Source organism: bacterium (genome assembly GCA_037200965.1).
Classification (GTDB): Bacteria; Patescibacteriota; Minisyncoccia; order Phycocordibacterales; family Phycocordibacteraceae; genus C7867-001.
Window position 1 is genome coordinate 270,497 of the sequence record JBBCGK010000001.1, and the last position, 20,939, is coordinate 291,435.

Genomic DNA, 20,939 nt, shown 5'->3' on the forward strand with positions numbered 1-20,939 from the left:
TATAAAAATCAGAACGGGATGATCGTCTGCGAGCTTGCGGCAGCAGGTTTCTCTTCGATCGTCGAGCTTGTGCCGCCGTCTACGATCTGGAGCGACGGTGCGGGCTTTGGGGTGCCAAATCCAGTCGCGGCACCAGCCGCACCGACAAGCTTCGAAAATGCCGATGAGCTCTCCGGGACGGCGGCGATCGCCGGGCGGCTCCCGCCGTCAAGCGGAACGGGCTTGAGCGCGAGCATGCCGCCGGATATGGTCGCGGCAAGCCAGCCGATCGCAAGGAGCGCGGTAAGTACGCCAGCACTTCCAAGGGCGATGTTTCTGCGTACGTGTTCCGGTTTGCTTCGAAGACGGTCGAGGTGTTCAAGCATAGGTTAAATAGTTATTACGGGGTCACTACTATAATAGCACCGTCGCGCGCAAGCGCATCTTTCTTTTTGATAGTCAACTTGTCCACTTTCTCCGCCGCCCCTCCCTCTTCTTTGAGGAAGGTCTCAAGCGCCTTGCCCTCCCCCATGCCGCTCCAGTGCATCGGCACGATGATGCGGGGCTCAAGCGATACGGCGAGCTTATGCGCGGCGGACGGATCAAGCACTCCGTCTCCGCCGACCGGTACGAACAGTACGTCGATCTCCTCGATAGCCTCCCGCGCATCGGCCGGAAGCTCCGTATCCGAAAGCGCGCCGAGAAACAGGAGGCTCATACCCTCGAGATCGACCAGATATATGGTATTGACCGCTTCCGCCTGGCCTTTGGCGAGGCCGTACTTGCTCTTAGTGAGAAAGCCCTGGATCGTGACGCCCGAGTGCTCGTATTCGCCGGGTCCCGAGATAACGAACGGGACTTTCTCGCCGTAGCTTACTTCCGCCGTGCCGTTCATATCGGGATGGTTTCTCGAGACAAGCGCGATGTCGGCGCCGAAGCGCGCGGCGGGAAGCGTCCCGCCCTTCGAGATCGGGTCGAAGGCGAGCGTAAGATCGCCGAAACTTACCTTGAAGCACTGTCCGCCAAGATGCGTGATGACCATGATGTGCATAAGTATACCCTGAATTTTCCGGGATGGTACTGTTTCGGAAGGCTGTTCCATCACTCTCCCGGAAATCAGCCGGACAAGGAGGAGCTATGGATACAGGGAACCTCTCCCGGGGAACCCATACGAGATGAAGCGACAGCGCGGTGCGGACGATCATACCGTTTACCGGCATCCTGCTGCATACGCAGAAGCCGGGGAGTTGTCTTACCAACAATCCGAACACCGCGAGAGGGGGCCTTTTGGGCCCCCTCGCCTTATTTTAAGTTATGCACATGCTGTTCACCCGAACACTTGCAGGGCAATTCTGGGTGGTATGCTGTCAAGGTTTTGGGGGACATCTCCCGAACATTAGAGGAGTCGTTTGACATGCCAGCGAAAGCGGAAATGCAGTTCGCCATCACGGCCGATGTGGCCACCGACGAAGCGAAAAGCCACCAGCACCTCGACGCCGGTCCGGACAGCCCGGCGAAGCGCGCGAAGAAGGCCGGCCAGGCTCCCACAGCGTAGGCGCAAGGCAAAGTGCGCCGCGGTTCCCGGGATTACGCGAAAGCGTTTTTCCGGGTCCCGCGGCCGCGCTCTCGCCATTTTCTCTCCTGGCATCATTCGACTCCCAATCAAAGGTCCCGTTTACGGGGCCTTTTGTTTTATTACGACATATCCACAGGGGTATTGACAATTCAGCACGGGGTGTGCTAGGGTCCCCTAATCGGACCTGGACTGGCCAGGAAGAACCGATACAGTCATCCTCGAGAAAGGGGAAATTCCAATGAAGCACCATCACTATGGCTTTGCGCTCGCAGTTGCCGCCATGTTCACGCTCTCGGCTCCGGCCTTCGCCAATGATTCCAGCTGGACGTCGCCCGCGCACTTCAAGAACACGACTTCGGTCGCCGCGATCATCGACGGCTCCTCCGACGCCATCATGAAGGACACGATCACGGCCGCCATCGGCCTCGACATGACGCTCGCGCTCATCGAACACGATCCGCAGATCAATGGCTACGACGCGATCGCGCTGAACGGCGGCGCCAAGCAGACCACCGTCATCATCCACTACGTCGATCTCGACACCGTGGACATGCCGCTGGTGATGAACGACTCCGGCAAGACCGTCGCCATGGGCCCCGCCGGCCTCGGCGCCGATTCTGACAGCCTCATCCAGAAGATCTATGATGCGGCCGCCACGCTGACCAATCAGATGCGCGCCGACTCCGCCTACCAGCTCGCTGCCGGCCTCCACACGCCGTCGCAGCTCGGGCAGTACGCCGACAAGCTGGCGTAACTTCCCGAAGCAGACTGGGTGAAAGGTCTGCATAGTAAGTAAAACGGGCGCTCCCTCGGGAGCGCCCATTGTTTTTATGCTTGCCCTTTTTCGTGCTATGCTTGCAATGCCCGGCTCGATGTTTTATGCCGGCGGCTCATCTGAGGAGAAGAACATGACTCATTCCCGCGTCGCGACGAACATCGCCTCCGGCTTCCGCCATCCGACGTACGATGGCCGCCCGAAGGCGACGGGTCTCGACCACGAACTTGATGTCCGAATCCGAACCGGGTGAGATCTCGAATCGCTCCTGACGCGTTCCGGTCGGGAAATATCCAATACGGAAGGGCGCCCGGGAAACCAGGCGCCCTTTTCCCTTATTATCTTTAAAGAAGCCGAACTTGGCTTTTTATACGGATCTTGATAAGGTGTCGGTATCGCGAGCGCGTGATTAGTAAGCGCGAGCGGGCTAACCCTCGAGGCCCCAGGGCCGACAGTACCCGCCGCCGGACCGCGCCGCCACAATTGTCATGCAAGAAGAAAAGGTTGAGGCGAAGGCCCCAAAGCCTATCGCTCCGTTTGTCATAGACCCTAGGCACGCGATGGCCCCGTTTGCGGACGCCATCCCTACCCCGCCCTCGGCCGGGGACCTGGTCGAGGGAACGATCATCGCGCTTGCGCGCGGGCGTCTCTATATCGACCTGCCCCCGTTTGGCACCGGCCTCATCTACGGACGCGAATATCTCAATGCCGCCGATGTACTTCGCAAGGCGAACGCGGGAGATACCATCACCGCGAAAGTCGTCGACCCCGCGGGCCGCGACGGATACATCGAACTCTCCCTTAAGGAGGCGCGCCAGGCCGCGATCTGGGGCGAGGCGGAGCAGGCCATCGCCGCGGGCACTATCTATAACCTCACAGTCGAGGACGCGAACAAGGGCGGCCTCATCCTTACGTGGCAGGGCATCCAGGGCTTCCTTCCCGCTTCCCAGCTCGCGAAGGAACACTATCCGCGCGTCACCGACGGCGACAAGGACAAGATCATCGGGGAACTCAAGAAGCTCGTCGGCGTCGCGCTTCCGGTTCGTGTCATCACCGCCGACGCCCGCGAGAACAAGCTCATCTTCTCCGAACGCACCGGAAGCGAGGACCAGGAGAAGGCGTCGCTCATCGACAAGTACCAGGTCGGCGACACGGTCGAGGGCGAGATCACGGGTACCGTCGACTTCGGCATCTTCGTCAGGATCGAGCAGGGGCTCGAGGGCCTCGTGCACATCAGCGAGCTCGACTGGGGCCTTGTCGAAGACCCGCGCGCGCTCTTTAAGGTCGGCGAGAAGGTGAAGGTGAAGATCATCGAGATCAAGGAAGGCAAGGTTTCCCTCTCGATCAAGGCGCTCAAGGAAAATCCGTGGAAAACCGCGGGCGACCGGTACCAGAAGGGCCAGGAGATCTCGGGCGTCATCATCAAATACAACAAGCACGGCGCGCTTGCCTCGATCGAGGAAGGAATCGCGGGCCTCGTGCACATCAGCGAGTTCGAGAGCCCGCAGGAGCTGCGCGACAATCTCGAGCTTGGCAAGACCTATCCGTTCAAGATCACGCTTTTCGAGCCGAAGGACCAGCGCATGACGCTTGCGTTTGCGGGTACGAAGAAGGCAGTGAAGAAATAGGTTCGGGAAAAGAAAGCGCGAGGCACCCTTCGGGTGCCTCGCGCTTTCTTCGTTTGCTCCAAAGAAGTCGAAGTGAGAAACGTGCAAGGAAATGGGGCGCCGGACTCTCGTCCGGCGCCATTTCTTATGTGGCGACCCCTATCTCGTATTCGCCTCCATCATCGCCTTCTCGATACCTTCCTCGGCGAACAGGTGCGCGACGAGCGCGGCTTTCTTGAGCGTTTTCTTGAGAAGCGCTTCCTCGGCGGGCTTAAATTTCCCTATCACATGCTTTATCACTTTCTCCTCGCCTGATACTTTTTTCGTCTGGTTCCTTTTTCCCTGCGCCGATATGCCGATCTTGAGCTGCGCGAAGCCTTCCGTTTTAAGCGCGCGCATGATGCTCTCGACGCCCTTGTGTCCCCCGCTCCCGCGGTTAAACGTCATCTTGAGAATGCCAAGCGGCAGATCGAGATCGTCCCGCAGGACCAGGAGCGACTCCGCCGCCTTCTTCGATTTCACGAGCGCCGCCGCGGTCTTTCCCGAGAGATTCACGAAGGTTTCCGGAAGCGCGAGAACAACCTTCTCTTTCCCTATCTTCCCTTCCGAGATAAGGGCTTGCGCGCCCTTCTTCAGCTCGAACGCGTCAAACCCTTCCGTTTTCGCGACAAGCTCGACCGCCATCCTCCCGGCGTTATGCCGCGTCTTTGCATACTCCCCTCCCGGATTTCCGAGTCCCATGAGTATCGTCGCCATCAGGTGATTGTATCACTCGCCGAGCGTTGACATCCTAGTGCCCTGCACCTACAGTCAAGGAAGAAATAGTCGGGCGCCGCCCGCATGCGAAGGATTTGAACCATGTCCACCCATTTGTTGTCGGACGCCGACGCGACCGGTGCTCATAGGGCATACGAGAAGCTCCGGAGCATTCGTGACGCGATCTCGCCGCGCGTATCCCGGAGCCCGCACGCAAGCTCTCTTTGTCTGATGCTCGAAGGTTTGCGGGCCGAGAACGGACACCTCCGCGAATTACAGCCGGGCGAAGTGGCCAATGCCTGGAGGCTCAGTCTCCTGCGCAAGCCGGACGGTTTGCCGCAACAGGTCGCGGTCTCCCTCACCGGCCTGTGCGACGGAAGCTGGAAAGCTAAGTGCTCTTCATCGGGTGCTCAGGCGAGGTTCAGCCCTGCCGAGGTCGCCGAGGCCGAGCATGCCTTCAAAGCCGCCGTCAGCGAAGCAATCGCATAAGCCCGTCGCGATCGTACGTCAGCGCCCCGTCAGAAACGACGGGGCGTTTGGCTTTGCGCGGAGCGAAAAACTTGCGCGCGGAAACGGCAAGCGTACAATGCATGCAATGCGAGTTACCGGAGTCGTACGAGAAGTTGTCATCTTCGTCCTCCTGGCCGTCGTCATCGTTCTTCCGATCCGCTTTTTCATCGCGCAGCCTTTCGTCGTACAGGGTGAATCGATGCATCCGACCTTCGAGAACGGCGACTATCTCATTATCGACGAGCTTTCCTATGATTTCAGCGCTCCCAGGCGCGGCGATGTCGTCGTCTTCCGCTATCCCGGGGATACTTCCGTCTTTTATATAAAGCGCATCATAGGCCTCCCCGGAGAGACCGTGCGGATCACCAAAGGCGTCGTGAACATCCAGCGCGCGGACGGAAGCGACCTCGCGCTTGAGAGTGAGCCGTACATTTCCGCCGAGGATGCCACCTATACTCTCTCAACAAGCCTCGGGCAGGGCGAGTATTTCGTCATGGGCGACAACCGGCCGAATAGCTCCGACTCCCGCGTCTGGGGCACGCTTCCCGAGAAGGACATCATGGGCCGCGTATTCCTCCGGCTTCTTCCGGCAAGCGCGGTCGGAGCCTTTCCCGGCGCGGCAAGCGTTCCGCAATAATGTCCATGCCGACTTCTAAGGACTCGACTACCCTTAAGGCGGAAGACGTGCTTCGGAGGGCACACGCCGTCGGCAACTACTACGGCTTCCTTCCGCTCGCCTCGCTCACCGCGATGAAGCGCGGCGGCAATACGAAGCTTCCGTTCCCCGATACGCTCCAGTTAAATTCGCTCGACGCGACCGCGCAGATCGTCGCAACGTTTTTAAAGCAAGTGCGCGACGGCGGACTTATTCCCTCAAGCACGCAACCGCTTTTCGTCTGGCATACGAACGCGGCAGCCGGGCGTCCCGCCCCCAAGCAGCTTCTTATACAGTTCCACGCAATCGGCGCCGACCGGGCGATCGCCGACGCGGTACTTATCCGCGCGGTGCGCGCGCTCGCGGCGGATATCCATAAAGGCGAGCTTTTGCTTCGCATCAACAGCATGGGCGACCGCGAAACCCGGAACCGCTTCAGCCGGGAACTCGGTGTCTTCTTCAGGAAGCGCGGCGCCGCGCTCCCGACGGACTGCGTTGACTGCGCGAAGCGCGACGTGTTCGAGGCGGCGGAGCTTCTGCTTGACAGCGAACACGAAGGCGATCTTCCGACGCCGACCGATCATCTCTCCGAAGCGAGCCGCAAGCGCTTCGAGGACCTCCTCGAATACCTCGAAGCGACCGAAACGCCCTATGACCTCGCGCCGAACCTCCTTTCCCGCGGCGCCGCGTGGTCCGAGACGTGCTTTGAGGTGCGTGCGGGCGGGCATCCGGTCGCCTGGGGTTCGCGCTATACCGACCTCACCAGGCATTTCTTCAAGGGCCAGGTTCCGGCAGTCGGTGCGGTGCTTAAAGTGAACGTGCAGGGCGGCACGACGCTTCCGGCAGCGAAAGTATCCGGCCAGCCCCGTTTCGTTTTCGTACACATCGGCGAGGAAGCCAAGCGCGCGAGCATGCTCATCGCCGACACGCTTCGCCATACGCGCATCCCGCTCATGCAGTCGATCGGCGTCGAGTCCCTCACCGAGCAGATGCGCCTCGCGGAGCTGCTCAATCCCCGCTATCTCCTCATCATGGGCCGCAAGGAAGCGCTCGACCACTCGGTTACGCTTCGGGAGCGTTCGACCCATACTGAAACCTCGATTCCCGTCGCATCCTTAGTCGAGCGGTTGCGGGCGGTGGCGTAAGTGGGGGACAAAACTGGAATACCATGATATAATGGGAGTATTGCCGCCTCATATTCCTCTCATCTGAAAACGTTATACTATTCGCATGAACATCGATTCCATAACGAAAGAGCATGAAAATAAGTGGATCGCGCTGTCCCCCGATCATAGCGAGGTGCTCGAATCCGCCGCCGACCTCATGGACCTGAAAGCCAAAGTCGGGGAGCGGGATGTCGTATACCTGAAAGTGCCCGCTTCCGGGACGTACTTCGCCTTCGCATAATATGACGAAATGGTATCCGTATACTCCCTTCTGGCAGGGAGATTATATGGTAAAGAAGCCGCTCATCGAAGTGGAGCTTTTTCATAACGGCCAGTCAATGAAACAGATGGCTCTGCTCGACTCCGGAGCGGATATCACCACGGTCAATGCTGAAATAGCCGCATACCTCGGCATCGATTTGAAAGACTGTGATGAGAAAGTTATAGCGGGAGTTGTCGGACAGCCGACGCCCGCCTATCTAACCGAAATGGACATGAGCGTTTCCGGCTTCCCCGAAACCGTGCGGCTCCGCCTGCTTTTCGTTCCCGGTCTCAAGATGAATATCCTGCTCGGACAAGAGGGCTTCTTCGACGCGTTCCGCGTTTCGTTTGCGAAATACGAAGATGCGATCGAGCTGTCGCATGGGCACTAAGTCTTCCGCCTGCCAGATCTCCACGGACGGCGGCGCAGCCTTTCGCGCTTTGTAGGGAAATGCTATAACCAGCATGGCCGCGAACCATCGCGGAGAAAGGAAGGTCTTTTATGGACAGGCTCCGTTCATTCTGTTTCTTCACGGGCATTGGCATCGCTGTGACGCTCGTCGATGCCGGAACATTCTATCTGCTCACCGACCGCTTCGGTTGGGAGAAATATCTCGCGGCGCTCGCGATTCTCTCCTTGTCCGGCGCGATCGTCGGCATGATTCGGGGCGTTCTCGACCGTGATGGCGCTTCGGGCTTGGTGGCAGGACTCCTTGCCGTCATCGCCCCGGCCTGGCTGGCCTGGATGCTTCTTGCTCCAAAGACCGACGCGTTACGGGAACCTCCGATTGGAGAACGCGAAGCGATCATCGCATCGTTCGCGTTCTACCGTTTTGCATTCTATGCGCTTGCCGTGCTCAGTAGCACCCCCTGGTCCATCGCGCTCCTGTTCTCCCTCGGCACGCTCGTCGCCTTCGTGCTCATCGCAAGCTTCATATTGAAGGTGGCGGCGCAGGAAACCGCGAAGCGATGAGTGGGATACGTACGATCGAAAACCGGCGCGTTCGGCGGCGGGTTCCCCTCGGAACCCGCCGTTATCTTTTTTTAGTGAGTTCAACAAGTAAAAGCACCACCTTCCATTAATACTGGAGGCATATGGCGCATATGAGCATCGAGGAACGCGAGCTGATACAGAAAGGGCTGTGGGAGAAGAAATCGGTGCGAGAGATCGCCCGGGAGCTCAGACGTCCGCATTCGACCGTGAGCAAGGAGATCCGACGGAATCTCCCGCCCGAGCGGCGGGTATATACGCCCCGTCTCGCCAACGAACGAGCGCTCGAGAAACGGAAGTCCCGGGGACGGCAATCGCGCCTCAAGAGTCCCGAGCTCGGGGAGTACGTGGTCGAACACCTGAAGCTCGGCTGGTCTCCCGAGCAGATATCCAGCACCGCCCCAGAGCGAATATCGCACGAAGCCATATACCAGTATGTATACGCACAGATACATCGCAAGGGATATGGGCATCCAAAGCCCGGGAAGGAAGACCTGCGCCCATACCTGGCGCGGCGTCACAAGCGACGGCAGAAGATGGGGCACCGCAAATCACAAAGAGTCCTGCGCCCAACGGGCCCGAGCATTGATGAACGCCCGCTCGTTGTCGAGAAACGCACACGCCTGGGCGACTGGGAGGGCGACAGTATCGAAGGCAAGAACCATGGGCCCGGCCTCAACTCCCTGGTCGATCGCGGGAGCGGACTCCTCCTCTTGTCGAAGCTCGAGGCCAAAGATGCGGACGCGACCTGCGCAGCGGTCGCCCGCAGGCTCGCGGGGATGTGCGCCCACACCCTCACCCTCGACAACGGGCCCGAGAACCGTCCATGGCAGGAACTTGAGACGGCAACGGGAGCCCGGGTGTACTTCGCCCACCCGTATCACTCCTGGGAGCGCGGCTCAAACGAGAACACTAATGGCTTGGTACGTCGTTTCTTCCCGAAAGGTACCGACTTCAGCCTCGTCTCCGACGAGACTGTGGCGGCAGTGGAGTATGTTCTCAATACGAGGCCTCGGAAACGGCTCGGGTATCGGACACCATTAGAAGTCTGGGGTGGTGCTTTGAGAGGTTGAATTCACCTTTATATGAGTAGACAAAAGAACGCCGGGTATGGTAAGGTAGCCCCCACATGGTCAACGCAACACGAGTCGAAGTGGTGAAGGGAAAGAACGAGAGTACGACCTCCCTCATCCGCCGTTTCTCCCGCCGCGCGCAGGGGCTTAACATCGTGCGCGGACTCCGGAAGCTCCGCTACTACGAGCGCACCAAGTCGAAGAACGTGCAGCACAAGCGCGCGATGGTTTCGAAGGCTCGCCGCGAAAACTATAACGAGCTCGTGAAGCTCGGCAAGATCGACCCGGCCGCGGAGAAGCTCGCGCGCAGGAAGCGCTAGTTCCCGGATGGGAAAGTTCGCAGTCACCAACAAGACCCGGCGTCCCGCGCCGGTTTTGCCTTTCCTGAAGGTCGCGAAAGCAGTGCTGCCCTCTTTCGAGATTTCGCTCGCCTTCGTCGGCGAAAGCGAAGCGAGAAAAATAAATGCCGCGACGCGGGGAAAGTCATACGTTCCGAACGTCCTTTCCTATGCTGCGGGTCCCGCAAGCGGCGAGATCATCATCTGCCTTCCGGAAGCGAAACGGCAAGCGCCGTCGTACGGCATGTTGCTTCCGACATTCATCCTGTTCCTCTTTATCCACGGGCTGCTGCATTTGGAAGGACGGCGTCACGGGACTACAATGGAGCGGTACGAGCAAGAGCTCCTCGCGCGGTTCGCGAAAGGAGTCAGGAGTTCGGCATCCCTTCATGAAACGACGCATCGCGACCGGCATCGACATCGGCACCTACCAGGTAAAGGTGGTGGTCGTTGAGGCTGTCGAAGGCCCGGGCGGCTCCCTCACTCCTCGCATCATCGGCACGGGACTTGCCGAATCAAAAGGACTCCGGCATGGCTATATCGTAAATAAGGAGGACGTGGCGGAAAGCGTGCTTATCGCCAAGGCCCAGGCCGAAGCGACATCGAGAATGCCTATAAAAAGCGGGTTCCTCGCGATCGGCGGGGTTTCGCTTGACGAGACGAGGGCATCCGGGGAAACGATCATCTCGCGCGCGGACCAGGAAGTGACCGAGCTTGATGTCGAGAAGACAATTGCGTCTGCGCGATCGGCGGCGTCCCCGGGCTTTCTCAACCGCCGCGTGCTCCACGAGATACCGCTCGAATACCGCATCGACGGGGCGAAGGTCCTTGGCGAGCCGATCGGAATGAAGGGCACCCGGCTCGAAGCGGATTATCTTTTCATAACCGCGCTCGCCCAGCATGCGGACAGCCTCGTCGCCGCGGTCGAGGATACCGATATCGAGATCATCGACCAGATGGCTTCCCCGCTCGCGGGCTCGTACGTGACTTTGACCAAGGATCAGAAGATGAAAGGCTGCGTTCTCGCGAACATCGGGGCCGAAACCGTTTCCATCGTCATCTACGATGAGGGCGTCCCGGTCTCCCTCAAAGTGTTCCCCGTCGGCTCGACCAATATCACCGACGACATCGCGCTCCATTTCAAAATCGCGCTCGAGGACGCGGAGCGCCTCAAGCTCGGGAAGCTCGGCGGCGCGATGTATCCCCGAAAGAAAGTGGATGATCTTATCAGCGTGCGTTTCGCGCACATGTTCAGCCTCGTCGACAAGCATCTCAAAGCGACGGGGCGAAGAGGTCCCCTTCCCGCGGGCATCGTCCTCACCGGCGGCGGCTCGGGCTCGGGTACCATAAGCGACATCGCGAAGCACTCGCTCAACCTCCCGGTGCGCATAGCCGAGACGCGCATGAGCGCGGACGCGAAAGTGCGCGACGCGACCTGGGCCGTCGCCTACGGCCTCGCCCTCTGGGGCCTTACGGGCGACACGGAAGTCGCGAAGAAGCCCGCGTTCCAAAAACTTTCGGCATCGCTTGGAAAGCTTCTCGGGCAGTTCATGCCATAAGGCAGCACGGGAGCGGATTGTGTCAAATTTGACGCTTTCGGTGCGCTCTGTATCATGAGCCGCAAGCCTTATATTTCTCATATGTCCAAACGCGTCGAACCCGAGATCGAAACCTTCGCCCGCATCCGCGTCATCGGCGTCGGAGGTTCCGGCAACAACGCCGTGAACCACATGATCAACTCCAAGGTGCGCGGCGTGGAATTCATCGCCGTCAACACCGACGCGCAGGATCTGCACCGCTCGCTCGCCAAGCGCAAGATCCACATCGGCAAGAACCTCACGAGAGGCCTCGGTGCCGGCATGAATCCGGATCTCGGCAAGCGCGCGGCTGAAGAGACGCGCCAGGAAATCCAGGAGGCGCTCCAGGGTTCCGACATGGTCTTCATCACCTGCGGCATGGGCGGAGGCACGGGCACCGGAAGCGCGCCGATCGTCGCGAAGATCGCGAAGGAGATCGGCGCGCTCACGGTCGCGGTCGTCACGCGCCCGTTCGGCTTCGAGGGAGCGCAGCGCCGCGACATCGCCGACCACGGCCTCGCGGAACTTAAGAAGGAGGTGGACGCGTACATCGTGATCCCGAACGACAAGCTCCTTTCGATCGTCGAGGCGAACACGTCCGCGAAGAACGCGTTCGCGCTCGCCGACGAAATCCTTCGCCAGGCGGTCGAGGGCGTCTCCGACATCATCACGACTCCGGGCGAGATCAACACCGACTTCAACGACATCAAGGCGATCATGGAGGGTGCGGGTCCCGCGCTCATGGGCATCGGCGTCGCCGACGGCGACAAGCGCGCATCGGAAGCCGCCTCGAAGGCCGTCAATTCCCCGCTTCTCGACATTTCCATAAACGGGGCGAAGGGTATCCTCTTCGTGGTTGCGGGCTCGGACGATCTCGGCATCCTCGAAGTGCAGGAGGCCGCGAAGGTCATCAACGAGTCGGTTGATAAGAATGCCAAGGTGATCTTCGGCATGATGCGGGACGAGAAGCTCAAGAAAGGCCAGATCCGCATCATCGTCATCGCGACTGGCTTCCCGGAAGGCATGCTCGAGACGAGAACGGCAAGCCCCGCCGAGCGCTCGCTCTTCTCCCTTCCGGCGGAGCGCCAGCAGGAGGAACGCGGCAAGATTTATAACGACCTCGCAACCCGGAAGGCCAAGGAGCCGGAAGCTGAGGAGGCGCAACCGGCCCCCGCTCCCGCGCGCAAGGAAAAGGAGGAACCGATCGTCACCGCTACTCCTTCAAAGCGCCAGGAGATTCCCGAGCCCGTACCGGACGAGAACGACGAGGCCTGGGGCGCGATCCCGAGCTTTTTGAGAAGGCATAAGAAATAGAGTGGTGTTTCTTCGGAGTACACCCAAAAGTTGAAAACACTACAGGCTCCCCGCGCATCACGGTGCGGGGAGCCTGGTTCCGAAAGAAATGTGAAATTCGGCGTTTCTCGCCGCTCGGGCAATGGCGAGTTTCGCTTTTTGCATATCGTCGGTAAAGACTCTGATTTCCTGATGAACGGAAGGTCCACGGACAGAAAGAAGTATGTTGCCCTTCTCGTCGATGATTTTTACGGCGTTCCTGCCGGTAGATGTTTTGCCTGCCGTGATGAAACCAGGGGAAATTTTCGTAACCGACTTTTCCTTGATTACGTCCGGCAAGAACCTCCATGCGGCTTCGATGACGGTTGGGTGGTTGCCGCCGAGCTTACCACCCCACCTCCTCTTTGTATGTGACATGGTTTTCCATCCTCAGACAGATAACTTGTCTCTATACTATACTACAAACCATGTGAATCTGTCAAAACAGTCCGGGTAGTGCGTCCGTGGCGACCGCCATCCACAAGACGCGGTTAGTCATCTCTGATATCTTGTACTCATGCACGACCTCATCATCATCGGCGGCGGACCCGCCGGAGTCTCCGCGGGAGTATACGCGGCGAGAAAGCAGCTCAAGACCGTGCTTGTGACCGAAGAGATCGGCGGACAAAGCACCGTGTCGGAAGGCATCGAGAACTGGATCGGTACGGTGAAGATCCCGGGCGTGGAACTCGCGAAATCTTTCAAGACGCATCTTGAAGCGTACAAGCGCGATCTCGTCGGGATAGTCGAGGGAGAACGGGTCGCCGGCCTCAAAAAGATCGAGGGAGGATTCGAATGTTCGACCAAGAACGGCGCATACCAGGCGCGCGCGGTCCTCATCGCCTCCGGCGCCGCGCGGAGAAAGCTTGATATTCCGGGGGCGGACAAGTTCGAGAACAAAGGCGTCACGTACTGCGCGTCCTGCGACGGGCCGCTTTTTGCCGGAGCCGATGTGGCCGTCGTCGGGGGCGGAAACGCGGGCTTCGAGACCGCGGCGCAACTTCTCGCGTACGCGAAGTCCGTTACCCTTCTCCACCGCAGAAACGACTTCAAGGCCGACCCGGTCACGGTCGAGGCCGTCCTCAAACATCCGAACATGAAAGCCCTTACGGGCGTCGAGCCGACGGAAGTCATGGGCGATAAGTTCGTCGCCGGGCTCAGATACCGGGACATCGCAAGCGGCGAAGAGAAAGAGCTCGCAGTCTCCGGCGTATTCGCCGAGATCGGCGTGATGCCGAACACGGATTTCGCGAAGGATGCGGTCACGCTTGATGAGGTCGGGCGCGTGAAGACCGACCCCAGGAATCAGCGCACGTCCGCCGAGGGTATCTGGGCCGCGGGAGACGTGACCGACGAGCTGTACCATCAGAACAACATCGCCGCGGGAGACGGCGTGAAGGCGCTCGAAGACATCTACGTCTGGCTCAAGACCCGCCGGTAAATCCTCTTTCTACAACACCCTTCTCGCCTTAAGTTCCTGGAACAATGTCACCGACCGCTCGAGCCCGGAAATCTTGAGGGCATCCACGTCCTGCGACGCGGTTAATCTCTTTATCGCGATATAGGCAAAATCCTGCGGTACGCGTTTCTCGAGCTTCTTCCCGACAAGCAGCGTCTTGACCTGGCTGTCGTCGCGATAGAACCTTCCCTTCAGGAGGTCGAGTACCGTCTTGCTCATATTGTCTATATCGCGCCGTCCGTATTCTTTCTCTCCCGCGAAATACTGGATGACGAAAATGAACACTTCGCCGTCGGTCGGGAACATCTCGTTTTTCACAAGCCGGGAGTCGAGCTCCGAACCTATGATCGTCTTGAAAACGCTCAGAGACTCTTTTTCCGCTTTTCGCATAGCCGCGTCAAACCCGCTCCGGTATGCTTCCTGCGTTGCGGGAATGATCTTGCCTATGCCAAAATCGAAATCTATGGAAGTGAGCGGAAGATTTTTCGGCATTTTCACTTCTTCTTCGCCTTCGCAAAGAACCGGACACCCTCCTTCGTCTTCACTTTCTGTACGGCAGCAAACGCGACAGGCTTCCCTTGTTTGGTATAGAAATTAACCACGACCGGCTCCTGCCGGGTCTTGGTCGCGATAAAGAAAACCGGGATTTTAGCGGCAACTGCCATATATGCAGGAAAGTATATCACATGCGGCGAACTCGCGAACGCGATTCTTGCGGTACGGTACGAGCCGTCACGTTTCTTGACCGGATGCAAGATATAGCGTACATTGTGCGTATTACGATCTATGGATAGATTCGGCTTCTTCTCGAATATTCGAGCTTTCTTTTTGCGCGTCGCGCGCGGCCTTCGCGCGCTCTGGACGCGCTTCCGCTCCCTCAAGCTCTGGCAGCAGGGGGCGATCGTCCTTGCGATAGTAGTGCTGATATTCGCGGGGCTTAGGCTCACGCACGGGGATGCGCCCGCAAGCGCATCCGACTCAGTCCGCACCGTGACGCTCGCGTCAGTCGCGGAACTTTCGGGCGGCGGAGACTCGAGAAGCATTATCGGCAGCGTGCGCTCGGTCACCGAAGCCGACGTGCTTTCGCAGGCCGGAGGCACGATACGGGCGGTGCACACGTCGGTCGGCGCGTCCGTTCCGGCGGGCTTCGTGATCGCCGAGATCGAAAACGCGAGCGAACGCGCAAGCGTTCTTTCGGCGGAAGGCGCGTATGACGCGGCGGTCGCCGGACGCTCCATCACCGCGCTCCAGGCCGGAAACTCAGCCACCTCGTTTGAGGAAGCGAAGACGAGCGCGCGCGATACCTATCGGAGCGCCTATACCACGGTCGACACCGTCCTTACGACCAAGGTAGACCTGTTCTTCGGCGCCCCAAGCGCCTATGGTCCGCGCCTTTTGATCAACAGCATGGATTTGCAGGCTCTCTCCCGCAGGCGCGCCACCATCGACGACATGGCGGGGCTATGGAAAACGCACCTCGCGGCGGCGGACAATACCGATCCCGAAGCGCTCCTTTCGGAAACGGACCGGGTGACCGGGACGCTGTCGGAATTCCTCGCGGATCTTGCGAGTGCCGCAAACGAGCGCGACTCGGGCGCGACCGCAGATCAGCTCGCGGCGCTCGCTTCCGCGCGCGCGAACGTCGACGGGCTGCGCGCGGCGCTTTCCGCCGCGCGCGACGCATACCGCGCGAAAGCGACGGCGGCCCAGGTCGGCGCCGAACAGTCGGTCTCGACCGGCGCGCAGACCGCGAGTGCCGACGCGGGCGTGAAGCAGGCGCTCGGGGCGCTCCGGCTCGCGCAGGCGAATCTCGAGAAGACGATCATCCGCGCTCCGATAGGCGGAACCGTAAACTTCCTGCCGGTGCGGGTCGGCGACTACGTCACCGCCCTCACCCACGTCGCGACCGTGGCACAAAACGGTGCGCTCGAGATCGTCGCCTATGTCTCGGAAGACGACCGCGCGTCGCTTGCGGTCGGCAACTCCGTGACCGTCGAAGATTCCTATACGGGAACCGTCACTTCGATCTCCCCCGCCCTTGATCCCGTGACCAAGCAGATCGAGGTGCATGTCGGCGTCACGGGCGGCGCGAAGCTCGTGAACGGCCAGTCGGTCCGCATCGGCTTCCCCGCGCTTGCAAAGCCCTCTCTAGAGAGCGCGAAGACCCTGTCGCTTCCGCTTGCGGCCGTGAAGCTGCGCACCGATTCCCGCGTCGTCTTCGGCGTCGGCGAAGACGGGCGGCTCATCGCGCACCAGGTCGAAATAGGCGCGGTTGCGGGAGACCGCATCGAGATAACGACGCCGCTTCCCGCGGATCTCAGGATCGTCACCGACGCGCGCGGGCTCTCCGAAGGCGAGAAGGTGAACGTCGCTGTAACCGGCGCGCCCTAACGCGCATGACGGGATTCTGGAAATTCTTCCTGGATAAGCGGCAGTTCACGCTGCTCCTCATTTTCGTACTCATACTCGGCGGCATCTATGCCGCCGTCCGCATTCCGAAGGAATCGGCGCCGGAGGTCCAGATACCGGTCGGCATCGTGACTACCATTCTTCCCGGGGCCTCCGCCGAGGATACCGAACGGCTCGTGACCAACAAGATCGAGGACAGCGTGCTTGGCATCGAGCGCGTCTCCAAGGTCACTTCGACCTCGGGCGCCGGGCTCTCCTCGGTCACGGTCGAGTTCGACGCCTCCGCCGATATCGACAAGTCCATCCAGCTCCTCAAGGACGCGGTCGACAAGGCGAAGCCCGATCTTCCGGCCGAAGTCGAGGATCCGAGCGTCACGGACGTGAATTTCGCCGACCAGCCGATCCTGATCGCATCCGTCTCGGGCGACCTCGCGCCTGCCGAACTCACGACCCTTGGCGAGACGCTCAAGGACGAGCTTTCCCGCGTCTCCGGAGTTTCCCGCGTCGCGCTTTCGGGTACCAGGGCGCGCGAGGTGCAGGTCGTGGTCGAGCAGGCGAAGCTCCGGCAGTACGGCCTTTCGCTCTCCGATGTCACAAACGCGATCCGGGCGTCCGGCATCGCTTCCCCGATCGGCTCGATCACGGTGCGGGGCGTCGAATACTCGGTGCGTCTTGAGGCCGGCATCACGGACACATCGGCGGTCGAGGGCGTCGCGTTTTCCGGTCCCGGCGGGACGCCGCTTCACGTGCGCGATGTCGCCCGCGTCGTCGATGGGCTCGAGAACCCCTCGACCTTTTCCCGCGTCTCAAGCGCCGGGAGTCCTTCCGCGCCCGCGCTCACCGTTTCCGTCTTCAAGAGCCGCGGCGGCAATATTCTCGCGACCGGAAGCGCGGTGAAGGAGAAGCTCGCGGCGCTTGAGTCCTCGACGCTCTCAGGCACCAAGACCGTGATCACGTACGACGCGGCGCACGACGTGCAGAAGGACCTTACCGAACTCACGCGTACCGGCATCGAGACCGTGATCCTCGTCATGCTCATGCTCTTCGCGACGCTCGGGTGGCGGGAATCCCTGGTTGCCGCCGTCTCGATCCCGCTTTCTTTCCTCATTTCCTTCATCGGCATGGCGGCGGCCGGAAACACGATCAACTTCGTCTCCCTCTTCGCGCTTATCCTCGCGATCGGCATTCTGGTCGACTCCGGCATCGTCGTCGTCGAGGCTATCCATACGCGTCTCATCAAGTCCGGAAGCCGCATGCAGGCGGCGGTCGCGGCGATCCGCGAGTATGCGTGGCCCCTTATCGCAGGCACCATGACCACGGTCGCCGTGTTCATCCCCCTCTTCTTCCTCTCCGGCGTCACGGGCAAGTTCATCGCGTCGATCCCTTTCACGGTTATCTTCGTCCTTCTCGCGAGCATCTTCGTCGCGCTTGGCATCGTGCCCCTTCTCGCGACATTCCTCGTGAAGCCGGAGCTGTCGCCCCTGGAGGCGGCGCAGGAGCGCTATAACGAGGCGGCAAAGCGCTGGTACGAAGGGTTTCTCCGCCGGATTCTCGGGAACCGCAAGTACGAGAACCGCTTCATCGCGGCCATGATCGGCCTCTTTATTGTCGCGCTTCTCCTTCCGATGTTCGGAGCGGTGAAGGTCATCTTCTTCCCCGGAAGCGACTCGGATCTCGTCTATCTCTCGGTCGAGCTGCCGCAGGGAAGCGAGCTCGCCGCGACCGACCTCTCGGTTCGCGAAGTGGAGGAGATCCTCTACAAGGACCCGAACATCGCGTCGTTCGTGACCGAGGTCGGGTCGGGCTCCTATTTCGCGGGCGGCGGGTCGGGCGCGAAGCTCGCGAACATTTCCATAAATCTCAAGACCCCGCGGGATAAGTCGAGCGACGAGATACTCGAGGATCTCCGGAAGGAGCTCGCGCCGGTCACCTCCGCCAAGGTCACCGTCTCAAGCCCCGAAGGCGGGCCGCCGACCGGAACTCCGGTCGTGATCACCTTCTCCGGGAACGACCTTGCCGCGCTTACGACCGCGACCGAAGCGGCGGAGCGCGTGCTCGCGGATATTCCGGGCGCGACCAATGTGACGACGAGCACCAAAGACGACAGCGCCGAGTTCATCCTCTCGCTCGACACGGCGAAGGCCGCCGAGCTTGGCGTCTCTCCCGCGGTCGTTGCCGATACCCTCCGCACCGCCCTCTACGGCGCGAAAGCGACCGAAATCCGTACCGGAAAGGACGATATCGAGGTGCGCACGCTCCTTAACCTCAACCCTTCCTATAAAGACCCGAGTGAGACCACGCACGTCACCATCGACGCGGTGCGGGGGCTTTCCGTACCGGGTGCCAAAGGTCCCGTGCTCCTCTCGACTATCGCTTCGGTCGATTTCGCGGCCGCGCACGCGGCCATACGGCATGAGGACGGCACGCGCGTGACGACGCTCGGGAGCGAGCTTCGCGCAAGTGCGACCGCCGCCGACGTGTCGACCGAATTCGAGAAGCGCATGCAGGGCGTCGACCTTCCAGCGGGCGTCACGATGAAGATCGGCGGCGAGAACGAGGATGTCGACCAGTCGTTCGCCGAGATGTTCATCGCGCTTCTCGCGGGCGTGGCGCTCATGCTCGCCATCCTCGTCCTCGAGTTCAATTCGTTCCGCCACGCGCTCTATCTCCTTTCCGTCATCCCGCTCTCGCTCATCGGCGTACTCGGAGGCCTCGCGCTCACCGGCTCCCCGCTTTCCTTCCCTTCCCTTCTCGGCGTTATCGCGCTTGCGGGCGTGATCATAAACCACGCCATCATTCTCATGGACTCGGTCGCCCGCATCGGACGGGAAAGCCCCGAGCATTCGCTCCAGGAGGTCGTCATCGAAGCCGCGTCCTCGCGCTTCCGCCCCATTATCCTCACGACCGTCGTGACCGTGGTCGGCATGATCCCGCTCTCCTTCGCCTCCGCGCTTTGGGGGCCGCTCGCCTTCGCGATCATGTTCGGACTTTCCTTCTCCATGATCCTCACGCTCGTCCTCATCCCCGTCCTCTATCACCGCTGGCCAGGGAGAGAGGTACGCGAGCGGTACGCCGCCCGGGGTTAGGGACGAACGCTATTGACGGCACACGCAGGGGGTGTATAGTGCATGCACTACACCTGAGCGGCATCCTAAACGGGTGCCGCTCGCTGTTTATCTCATTCGCAAACGCTCCCGCAGATATTCGAAGTCGCGAAAGTTACTTCCGGCAAATTGTTTGAGTTCTTTTGCCGTGCGGGGCCCGCGGGAAAGCACCAGCACTTCTTTCCCTCGCTCCTTAAGATGCTTCAAGACCGGCAGGAAATCACCGTCACCGGAAAGAATTAGCGCGCGATCCAGAGATTCTTCTTCCTTCATGAGACGGAATGTCATGTCCACATCGCAGTTGGCTTTACGGCGCGTGCTGCCGTCTTCCTGTTCGTATGACTTCACTGGCTTGAGGAAGAGCGTATAGCCGAATTCTTCGAGTTTCCGATAGAACCGCACGCGCTTGAGATGTCGATTGATCAGGACAATATTGGCATCATCTAATATATCCGCTCCGTCTTTGAGCAAACCGATGAGATAGTTCTCCAGCGCCGTTATCGGAACGGTCTCGGCAGCCAGATAATCATAAGGAAAGTTATGCAGTTCGACGCCGCCGAAATAGTGCGCTTGAATGACTCCGTACTTCTCTTTCAGATAGGCCAGGAGCTTTTCATAGTCTATTTTCCACCCCAAGCTCTTCTCTCCTCCATAGAAGAGGTTCGAGGCATCAATGAATGCAATGCTTCGCATGCGCCCATTTTATCACTCATGATGTTTCCACACCCCGCATGACGCACGTCGCGGCATAACAAGAATAAACGAAGGGCCATGCGCTGCGCATGGCCCTTCGTTTTGCGAGTGATTACCCTGGCGGCTAGAGATTGTCAGCCGCTTTATCCGCCTCTTTCTGCGCGTCGTCGGCGTGCTCCTGTTTCCCCGCAGCTTCGCGCTCGTCGCCCGCCTGTTCCTCGTGTTCTTGCGCGCGTTCGTTCAAGTTATCTGCATCAGCCATGGTGGTTGATCGGTTATGGGTACCAGTCCTTTATACCGGTCCCCTGCTGAAGCGATTATGAAGGCGTATGGTGCGAGTGCCTGTGCTCCGCGCTTGCCTCGCCTTCCCCGGGCATCTTTCTTCCCTTGGCTTCGTAGTATCCCTCGAAATAGCCCTCGCGGTGCCCTTCGCGTGTCGCGAACGTGTAGAGCGCATAGGCGAATATGAGGATGCCGATGAAGCTCGGGAACGCGGTCTGGAAGCACAGGATAAGCGCGATGCCGAGGATGCTGAGCGTAATAAGGACGGGGTTGCTGAGGATCCGCGGTCCCGCCCGCCACTCTTTGTACTCGCTCTCGAGCCGCTCGAATTCCTCGCCGCCGAGCCTTTTTAGATCGCTCATTGTCTTATTCGTTTTCATGGTGCGTGTTTGGTTA

Annotated in this window: 26 protein-coding genes; 17 read left to right on the forward strand and 9 right to left on the reverse strand. The window is 60.1% G+C overall.

Annotation, left to right across the window (positions count from 1 at the left end; genetic code table 11):
- Nucleotides 1-8 precede the first annotated feature (8 nt).
- Nucleotides 9-365, reverse strand: a complete 357-nt coding sequence (locus WDN10_01675) for a hypothetical protein (protein ID MEJ0053419.1) — start codon at nucleotides 363-365, stop codon at nucleotides 9-11.
- A gap of 14 nt (nucleotides 366-379) precedes the next feature.
- A complete protein-coding gene (locus tag WDN10_01680; protein MEJ0053420.1) occupies nucleotides 380-1,021 on the reverse strand; it encodes an MBL fold metallo-hydrolase in 642 nt (213 codons plus the stop codon).
- 372 nt (nucleotides 1,022-1,393) lie between these two features.
- On the opposite strand from WDN10_01680, the gene WDN10_01685 reads away from it, so the two are divergent.
- The 3 genes from WDN10_01685 to WDN10_01695 all read left to right on the forward strand — a co-directional run bounded on the left by WDN10_01685 (nucleotide 1,394) and on the right by WDN10_01695 (nucleotide 3,958).
- On the forward strand, nucleotides 1,394-1,534 hold the full coding sequence (locus WDN10_01685) for a hypothetical protein (GenBank protein MEJ0053421.1): 141 nt from the start codon (nucleotides 1,394-1,396) through the stop codon (nucleotides 1,532-1,534).
- 259 nt (nucleotides 1,535-1,793) lie between these two features.
- On the forward strand, nucleotides 1,794-2,309 hold the full coding sequence (locus WDN10_01690; protein ID MEJ0053422.1) for a hypothetical protein: 516 nt from the start codon (nucleotides 1,794-1,796) through the stop codon (nucleotides 2,307-2,309).
- 509 nt (nucleotides 2,310-2,818) lie between these two features.
- Nucleotides 2,819-3,958: a S1 RNA-binding domain-containing protein gene (locus tag WDN10_01695; GenBank protein ID MEJ0053423.1), complete on the forward strand. Its 1,140-nt coding sequence runs from the start codon at nucleotides 2,819-2,821 to the stop codon at nucleotides 3,956-3,958.
- A gap of 138 nt (nucleotides 3,959-4,096) precedes the next feature.
- Here the strand turns inward: WDN10_01695 and pth are convergent, their stop codons facing one another.
- Nucleotides 4,097-4,693, reverse strand: coding sequence for an aminoacyl-tRNA hydrolase (pth, locus tag WDN10_01700; GenBank protein ID MEJ0053424.1), 597 nt, complete (start codon nucleotides 4,691-4,693; stop codon nucleotides 4,097-4,099).
- Nucleotides 4,694-4,795: 102 nt separating this feature from the next.
- Between pth and WDN10_01705 the strand changes: the two genes are divergently transcribed.
- From WDN10_01705 to ftsZ, 11 genes are all read left to right on the forward strand, one after another.
- A complete protein-coding gene (locus tag WDN10_01705) occupies nucleotides 4,796-5,182 on the forward strand; it encodes a hypothetical protein (GenBank protein MEJ0053425.1) in 387 nt (128 codons plus the stop codon).
- A 106-nt stretch (nucleotides 5,183-5,288) separates the two neighbouring features.
- Nucleotides 5,289-5,840, forward strand: coding sequence for a signal peptidase I (gene lepB / locus WDN10_01710; GenBank protein MEJ0053426.1), 552 nt, complete (start codon nucleotides 5,289-5,291; stop codon nucleotides 5,838-5,840).
- A 5-nt stretch (nucleotides 5,841-5,845) separates the two neighbouring features.
- Complete coding sequence (locus WDN10_01715; protein ID MEJ0053427.1) at nucleotides 5,846-7,003, forward strand: His/Gly/Thr/Pro-type tRNA ligase C-terminal domain-containing protein; 1,158 nt, start codon at nucleotides 5,846-5,848, stop codon at nucleotides 7,001-7,003.
- 85 nt (nucleotides 7,004-7,088) lie between these two features.
- Nucleotides 7,089-7,265 carry a hypothetical protein gene (locus WDN10_01720; GenBank protein ID MEJ0053428.1) on the forward strand — a complete coding sequence of 59 codons (177 nt, stop codon included), beginning with the start codon at nucleotides 7,089-7,091 and terminating at the stop codon, nucleotides 7,263-7,265.
- 1 nt (nucleotide 7,266) lies between these two features.
- On the forward strand, nucleotides 7,267-7,677 hold the full coding sequence (locus tag WDN10_01725) for a retropepsin-like aspartic protease (GenBank protein ID MEJ0053429.1): 411 nt from the start codon (nucleotides 7,267-7,269) through the stop codon (nucleotides 7,675-7,677).
- Between the two features lie 110 nt (nucleotides 7,678-7,787).
- Complete coding sequence (locus WDN10_01730; GenBank protein ID MEJ0053430.1) at nucleotides 7,788-8,258, forward strand: hypothetical protein; 471 nt, start codon at nucleotides 7,788-7,790, stop codon at nucleotides 8,256-8,258.
- Nucleotides 8,259-8,380: 122 nt separating this feature from the next.
- Nucleotides 8,381-9,349, forward strand: coding sequence for an IS30 family transposase (locus WDN10_01735; GenBank protein ID MEJ0053431.1), 969 nt, complete (start codon nucleotides 8,381-8,383; stop codon nucleotides 9,347-9,349).
- A 56-nt stretch (nucleotides 9,350-9,405) separates the two neighbouring features.
- Nucleotides 9,406-9,669: a hypothetical protein gene (locus WDN10_01740; protein ID MEJ0053432.1), complete on the forward strand. Its 264-nt coding sequence runs from the start codon at nucleotides 9,406-9,408 to the stop codon at nucleotides 9,667-9,669.
- Nucleotides 9,670-9,676: 7 nt separating this feature from the next.
- Nucleotides 9,677-10,141, forward strand: a complete 465-nt coding sequence (gene ybeY / locus WDN10_01745; GenBank protein MEJ0053433.1) for an rRNA maturation RNase YbeY — start codon at nucleotides 9,677-9,679, stop codon at nucleotides 10,139-10,141.
- On the forward strand, nucleotides 10,077-11,246 hold the full coding sequence (gene ftsA, locus WDN10_01750) for a cell division protein FtsA (protein MEJ0053434.1): 1,170 nt from the start codon (nucleotides 10,077-10,079) through the stop codon (nucleotides 11,244-11,246). The genes ybeY and ftsA overlap by 65 nt, the downstream gene beginning before the upstream one ends.
- 81 nt (nucleotides 11,247-11,327) lie before the next feature.
- Nucleotides 11,328-12,578 (forward strand): cell division protein FtsZ, encoded by a 1,251-nt coding sequence (ftsZ, locus tag WDN10_01755; protein ID MEJ0053435.1) that lies wholly within the window; start codon nucleotides 11,328-11,330, stop codon nucleotides 12,576-12,578.
- A gap of 57 nt (nucleotides 12,579-12,635) precedes the next feature.
- Here ftsZ and WDN10_01760 read toward each other — a convergent pair whose 3' ends face one another.
- Nucleotides 12,636-12,974: a DUF2103 domain-containing protein gene (locus WDN10_01760; GenBank protein ID MEJ0053436.1), complete on the reverse strand. Its 339-nt coding sequence runs from the start codon at nucleotides 12,972-12,974 to the stop codon at nucleotides 12,636-12,638.
- Between the two features lie 139 nt (nucleotides 12,975-13,113).
- Between WDN10_01760 and WDN10_01765 the strand changes: the two genes are divergently transcribed.
- Complete coding sequence (locus WDN10_01765) at nucleotides 13,114-14,037, forward strand: FAD-dependent oxidoreductase (protein MEJ0053437.1); 924 nt, start codon at nucleotides 13,114-13,116, stop codon at nucleotides 14,035-14,037.
- 9 nt (nucleotides 14,038-14,046) lie between these two features.
- Here WDN10_01765 and WDN10_01770 read toward each other — a convergent pair whose 3' ends face one another.
- Nucleotides 14,047-14,547, reverse strand: coding sequence for a RusA family crossover junction endodeoxyribonuclease (locus WDN10_01770; GenBank protein ID MEJ0053438.1), 501 nt, complete (start codon nucleotides 14,545-14,547; stop codon nucleotides 14,047-14,049).
- Nucleotides 14,548-14,549: 2 nt separating this feature from the next.
- Nucleotides 14,550-14,720 carry a hypothetical protein gene (locus tag WDN10_01775; GenBank protein ID MEJ0053439.1) on the reverse strand — a complete coding sequence of 57 codons (171 nt, stop codon included), beginning with the start codon at nucleotides 14,718-14,720 and terminating at the stop codon, nucleotides 14,550-14,552.
- Nucleotides 14,721-14,841: 121 nt separating this feature from the next.
- Here WDN10_01775 and WDN10_01780 point away from each other — a divergent pair, with 121 nt between their 5' ends.
- Together WDN10_01780 and WDN10_01785 are read left to right on the forward strand one after the other, a co-directional pair.
- Complete coding sequence (locus WDN10_01780; GenBank protein MEJ0053440.1) at nucleotides 14,842-16,446, forward strand: efflux RND transporter periplasmic adaptor subunit; 1,605 nt, start codon at nucleotides 14,842-14,844, stop codon at nucleotides 16,444-16,446.
- A 5-nt stretch (nucleotides 16,447-16,451) separates the two neighbouring features.
- Nucleotides 16,452-19,550, forward strand: coding sequence for an efflux RND transporter permease subunit (locus WDN10_01785; GenBank protein ID MEJ0053441.1), 3,099 nt, complete (start codon nucleotides 16,452-16,454; stop codon nucleotides 19,548-19,550).
- An 87-nt stretch (nucleotides 19,551-19,637) separates the two neighbouring features.
- Here WDN10_01785 and WDN10_01790 read toward each other — a convergent pair whose 3' ends face one another.
- From WDN10_01790 to WDN10_01800, 3 genes are all read right to left on the reverse strand, one after another.
- Entirely contained in the window at nucleotides 19,638-20,261 is a 624-nt protein-coding gene (locus WDN10_01790; GenBank protein ID MEJ0053442.1) for an NYN domain-containing protein, read from the reverse strand.
- A gap of 124 nt (nucleotides 20,262-20,385) precedes the next feature.
- Entirely contained in the window at nucleotides 20,386-20,523 is a 138-nt protein-coding gene (locus WDN10_01795; protein MEJ0053443.1) for a hypothetical protein, read from the reverse strand.
- Nucleotides 20,524-20,578: 55 nt separating this feature from the next.
- Complete coding sequence (locus tag WDN10_01800; GenBank protein MEJ0053444.1) at nucleotides 20,579-20,923, reverse strand: hypothetical protein; 345 nt, start codon at nucleotides 20,921-20,923, stop codon at nucleotides 20,579-20,581.
- Nucleotides 20,924-20,939: the final 16 nt, after the last annotated feature.

Excerpts from the sequence above, each read along its gene's own strand:
- WDN10_01675 (MEJ0053419.1), bottom strand. The coding sequence starts at position 365 with ATGCTTGAACACCTCGACCGTCTTCGAAGCAAACCGGAACACGTACGC.
- WDN10_01680 (MEJ0053420.1), bottom strand. The coding sequence starts at position 1,021 with ATGGTCATCACGCATCTTGGCGGACAGTGCTTCAAGGTAAGTTTCGGC.
- WDN10_01685 (MEJ0053421.1), top strand. The coding sequence starts at position 1,394 with ATGCCAGCGAAAGCGGAAATGCAGTTCGCCATCACGGCCGATGTGGCC.
- WDN10_01690 (MEJ0053422.1), top strand. The coding sequence starts at position 1,794 with ATGAAGCACCATCACTATGGCTTTGCGCTCGCAGTTGCCGCCATGTTC.
- WDN10_01695 (MEJ0053423.1), top strand. The coding sequence starts at position 2,819 with ATGCAAGAAGAAAAGGTTGAGGCGAAGGCCCCAAAGCCTATCGCTCCG.
- pth (MEJ0053424.1), bottom strand. The coding sequence starts at position 4,693 with ATGGCGACGATACTCATGGGACTCGGAAATCCGGGAGGGGAGTATGCA.
- WDN10_01705 (MEJ0053425.1), top strand. The coding sequence starts at position 4,796 with ATGTCCACCCATTTGTTGTCGGACGCCGACGCGACCGGTGCTCATAGG.
- lepB (MEJ0053426.1), top strand. The coding sequence starts at position 5,289 with ATGCGAGTTACCGGAGTCGTACGAGAAGTTGTCATCTTCGTCCTCCTG.
- WDN10_01715 (MEJ0053427.1), top strand. The coding sequence starts at position 5,846 with ATGCCGACTTCTAAGGACTCGACTACCCTTAAGGCGGAAGACGTGCTT.
- WDN10_01720 (MEJ0053428.1), top strand. The coding sequence starts at position 7,089 with ATGAACATCGATTCCATAACGAAAGAGCATGAAAATAAGTGGATCGCG.
- WDN10_01725 (MEJ0053429.1), top strand. The coding sequence starts at position 7,267 with ATGACGAAATGGTATCCGTATACTCCCTTCTGGCAGGGAGATTATATG.
- WDN10_01730 (MEJ0053430.1), top strand. The coding sequence starts at position 7,788 with ATGGACAGGCTCCGTTCATTCTGTTTCTTCACGGGCATTGGCATCGCT.
- WDN10_01735 (MEJ0053431.1), top strand. The coding sequence starts at position 8,381 with ATGGCGCATATGAGCATCGAGGAACGCGAGCTGATACAGAAAGGGCTG.
- WDN10_01740 (MEJ0053432.1), top strand. The coding sequence starts at position 9,406 with ATGGTCAACGCAACACGAGTCGAAGTGGTGAAGGGAAAGAACGAGAGT.
- ybeY (MEJ0053433.1), top strand. The coding sequence starts at position 9,677 with ATGGGAAAGTTCGCAGTCACCAACAAGACCCGGCGTCCCGCGCCGGTT.
- ftsA (MEJ0053434.1), top strand. The coding sequence starts at position 10,077 with ATGAAACGACGCATCGCGACCGGCATCGACATCGGCACCTACCAGGTA.
- ftsZ (MEJ0053435.1), top strand. The coding sequence starts at position 11,328 with ATGTCCAAACGCGTCGAACCCGAGATCGAAACCTTCGCCCGCATCCGC.
- WDN10_01760 (MEJ0053436.1), bottom strand. The coding sequence starts at position 12,974 with ATGTCACATACAAAGAGGAGGTGGGGTGGTAAGCTCGGCGGCAACCAC.
- WDN10_01765 (MEJ0053437.1), top strand. The coding sequence starts at position 13,114 with ATGCACGACCTCATCATCATCGGCGGCGGACCCGCCGGAGTCTCCGCG.
- WDN10_01770 (MEJ0053438.1), bottom strand. The coding sequence starts at position 14,547 with ATGCCGAAAAATCTTCCGCTCACTTCCATAGATTTCGATTTTGGCATA.
- WDN10_01775 (MEJ0053439.1), bottom strand. The coding sequence starts at position 14,720 with ATGGCAGTTGCCGCTAAAATCCCGGTTTTCTTTATCGCGACCAAGACC.
- WDN10_01780 (MEJ0053440.1), top strand. The coding sequence starts at position 14,842 with ATGGATAGATTCGGCTTCTTCTCGAATATTCGAGCTTTCTTTTTGCGC.
- WDN10_01785 (MEJ0053441.1), top strand. The coding sequence starts at position 16,452 with ATGACGGGATTCTGGAAATTCTTCCTGGATAAGCGGCAGTTCACGCTG.
- WDN10_01790 (MEJ0053442.1), bottom strand. The coding sequence starts at position 20,261 with ATGCGAAGCATTGCATTCATTGATGCCTCGAACCTCTTCTATGGAGGA.
- WDN10_01795 (MEJ0053443.1), bottom strand. The coding sequence starts at position 20,523 with ATGGCTGATGCAGATAACTTGAACGAACGCGCGCAAGAACACGAGGAA.
- WDN10_01800 (MEJ0053444.1), bottom strand. The coding sequence starts at position 20,923 with ATGAAAACGAATAAGACAATGAGCGATCTAAAAAGGCTCGGCGGCGAG.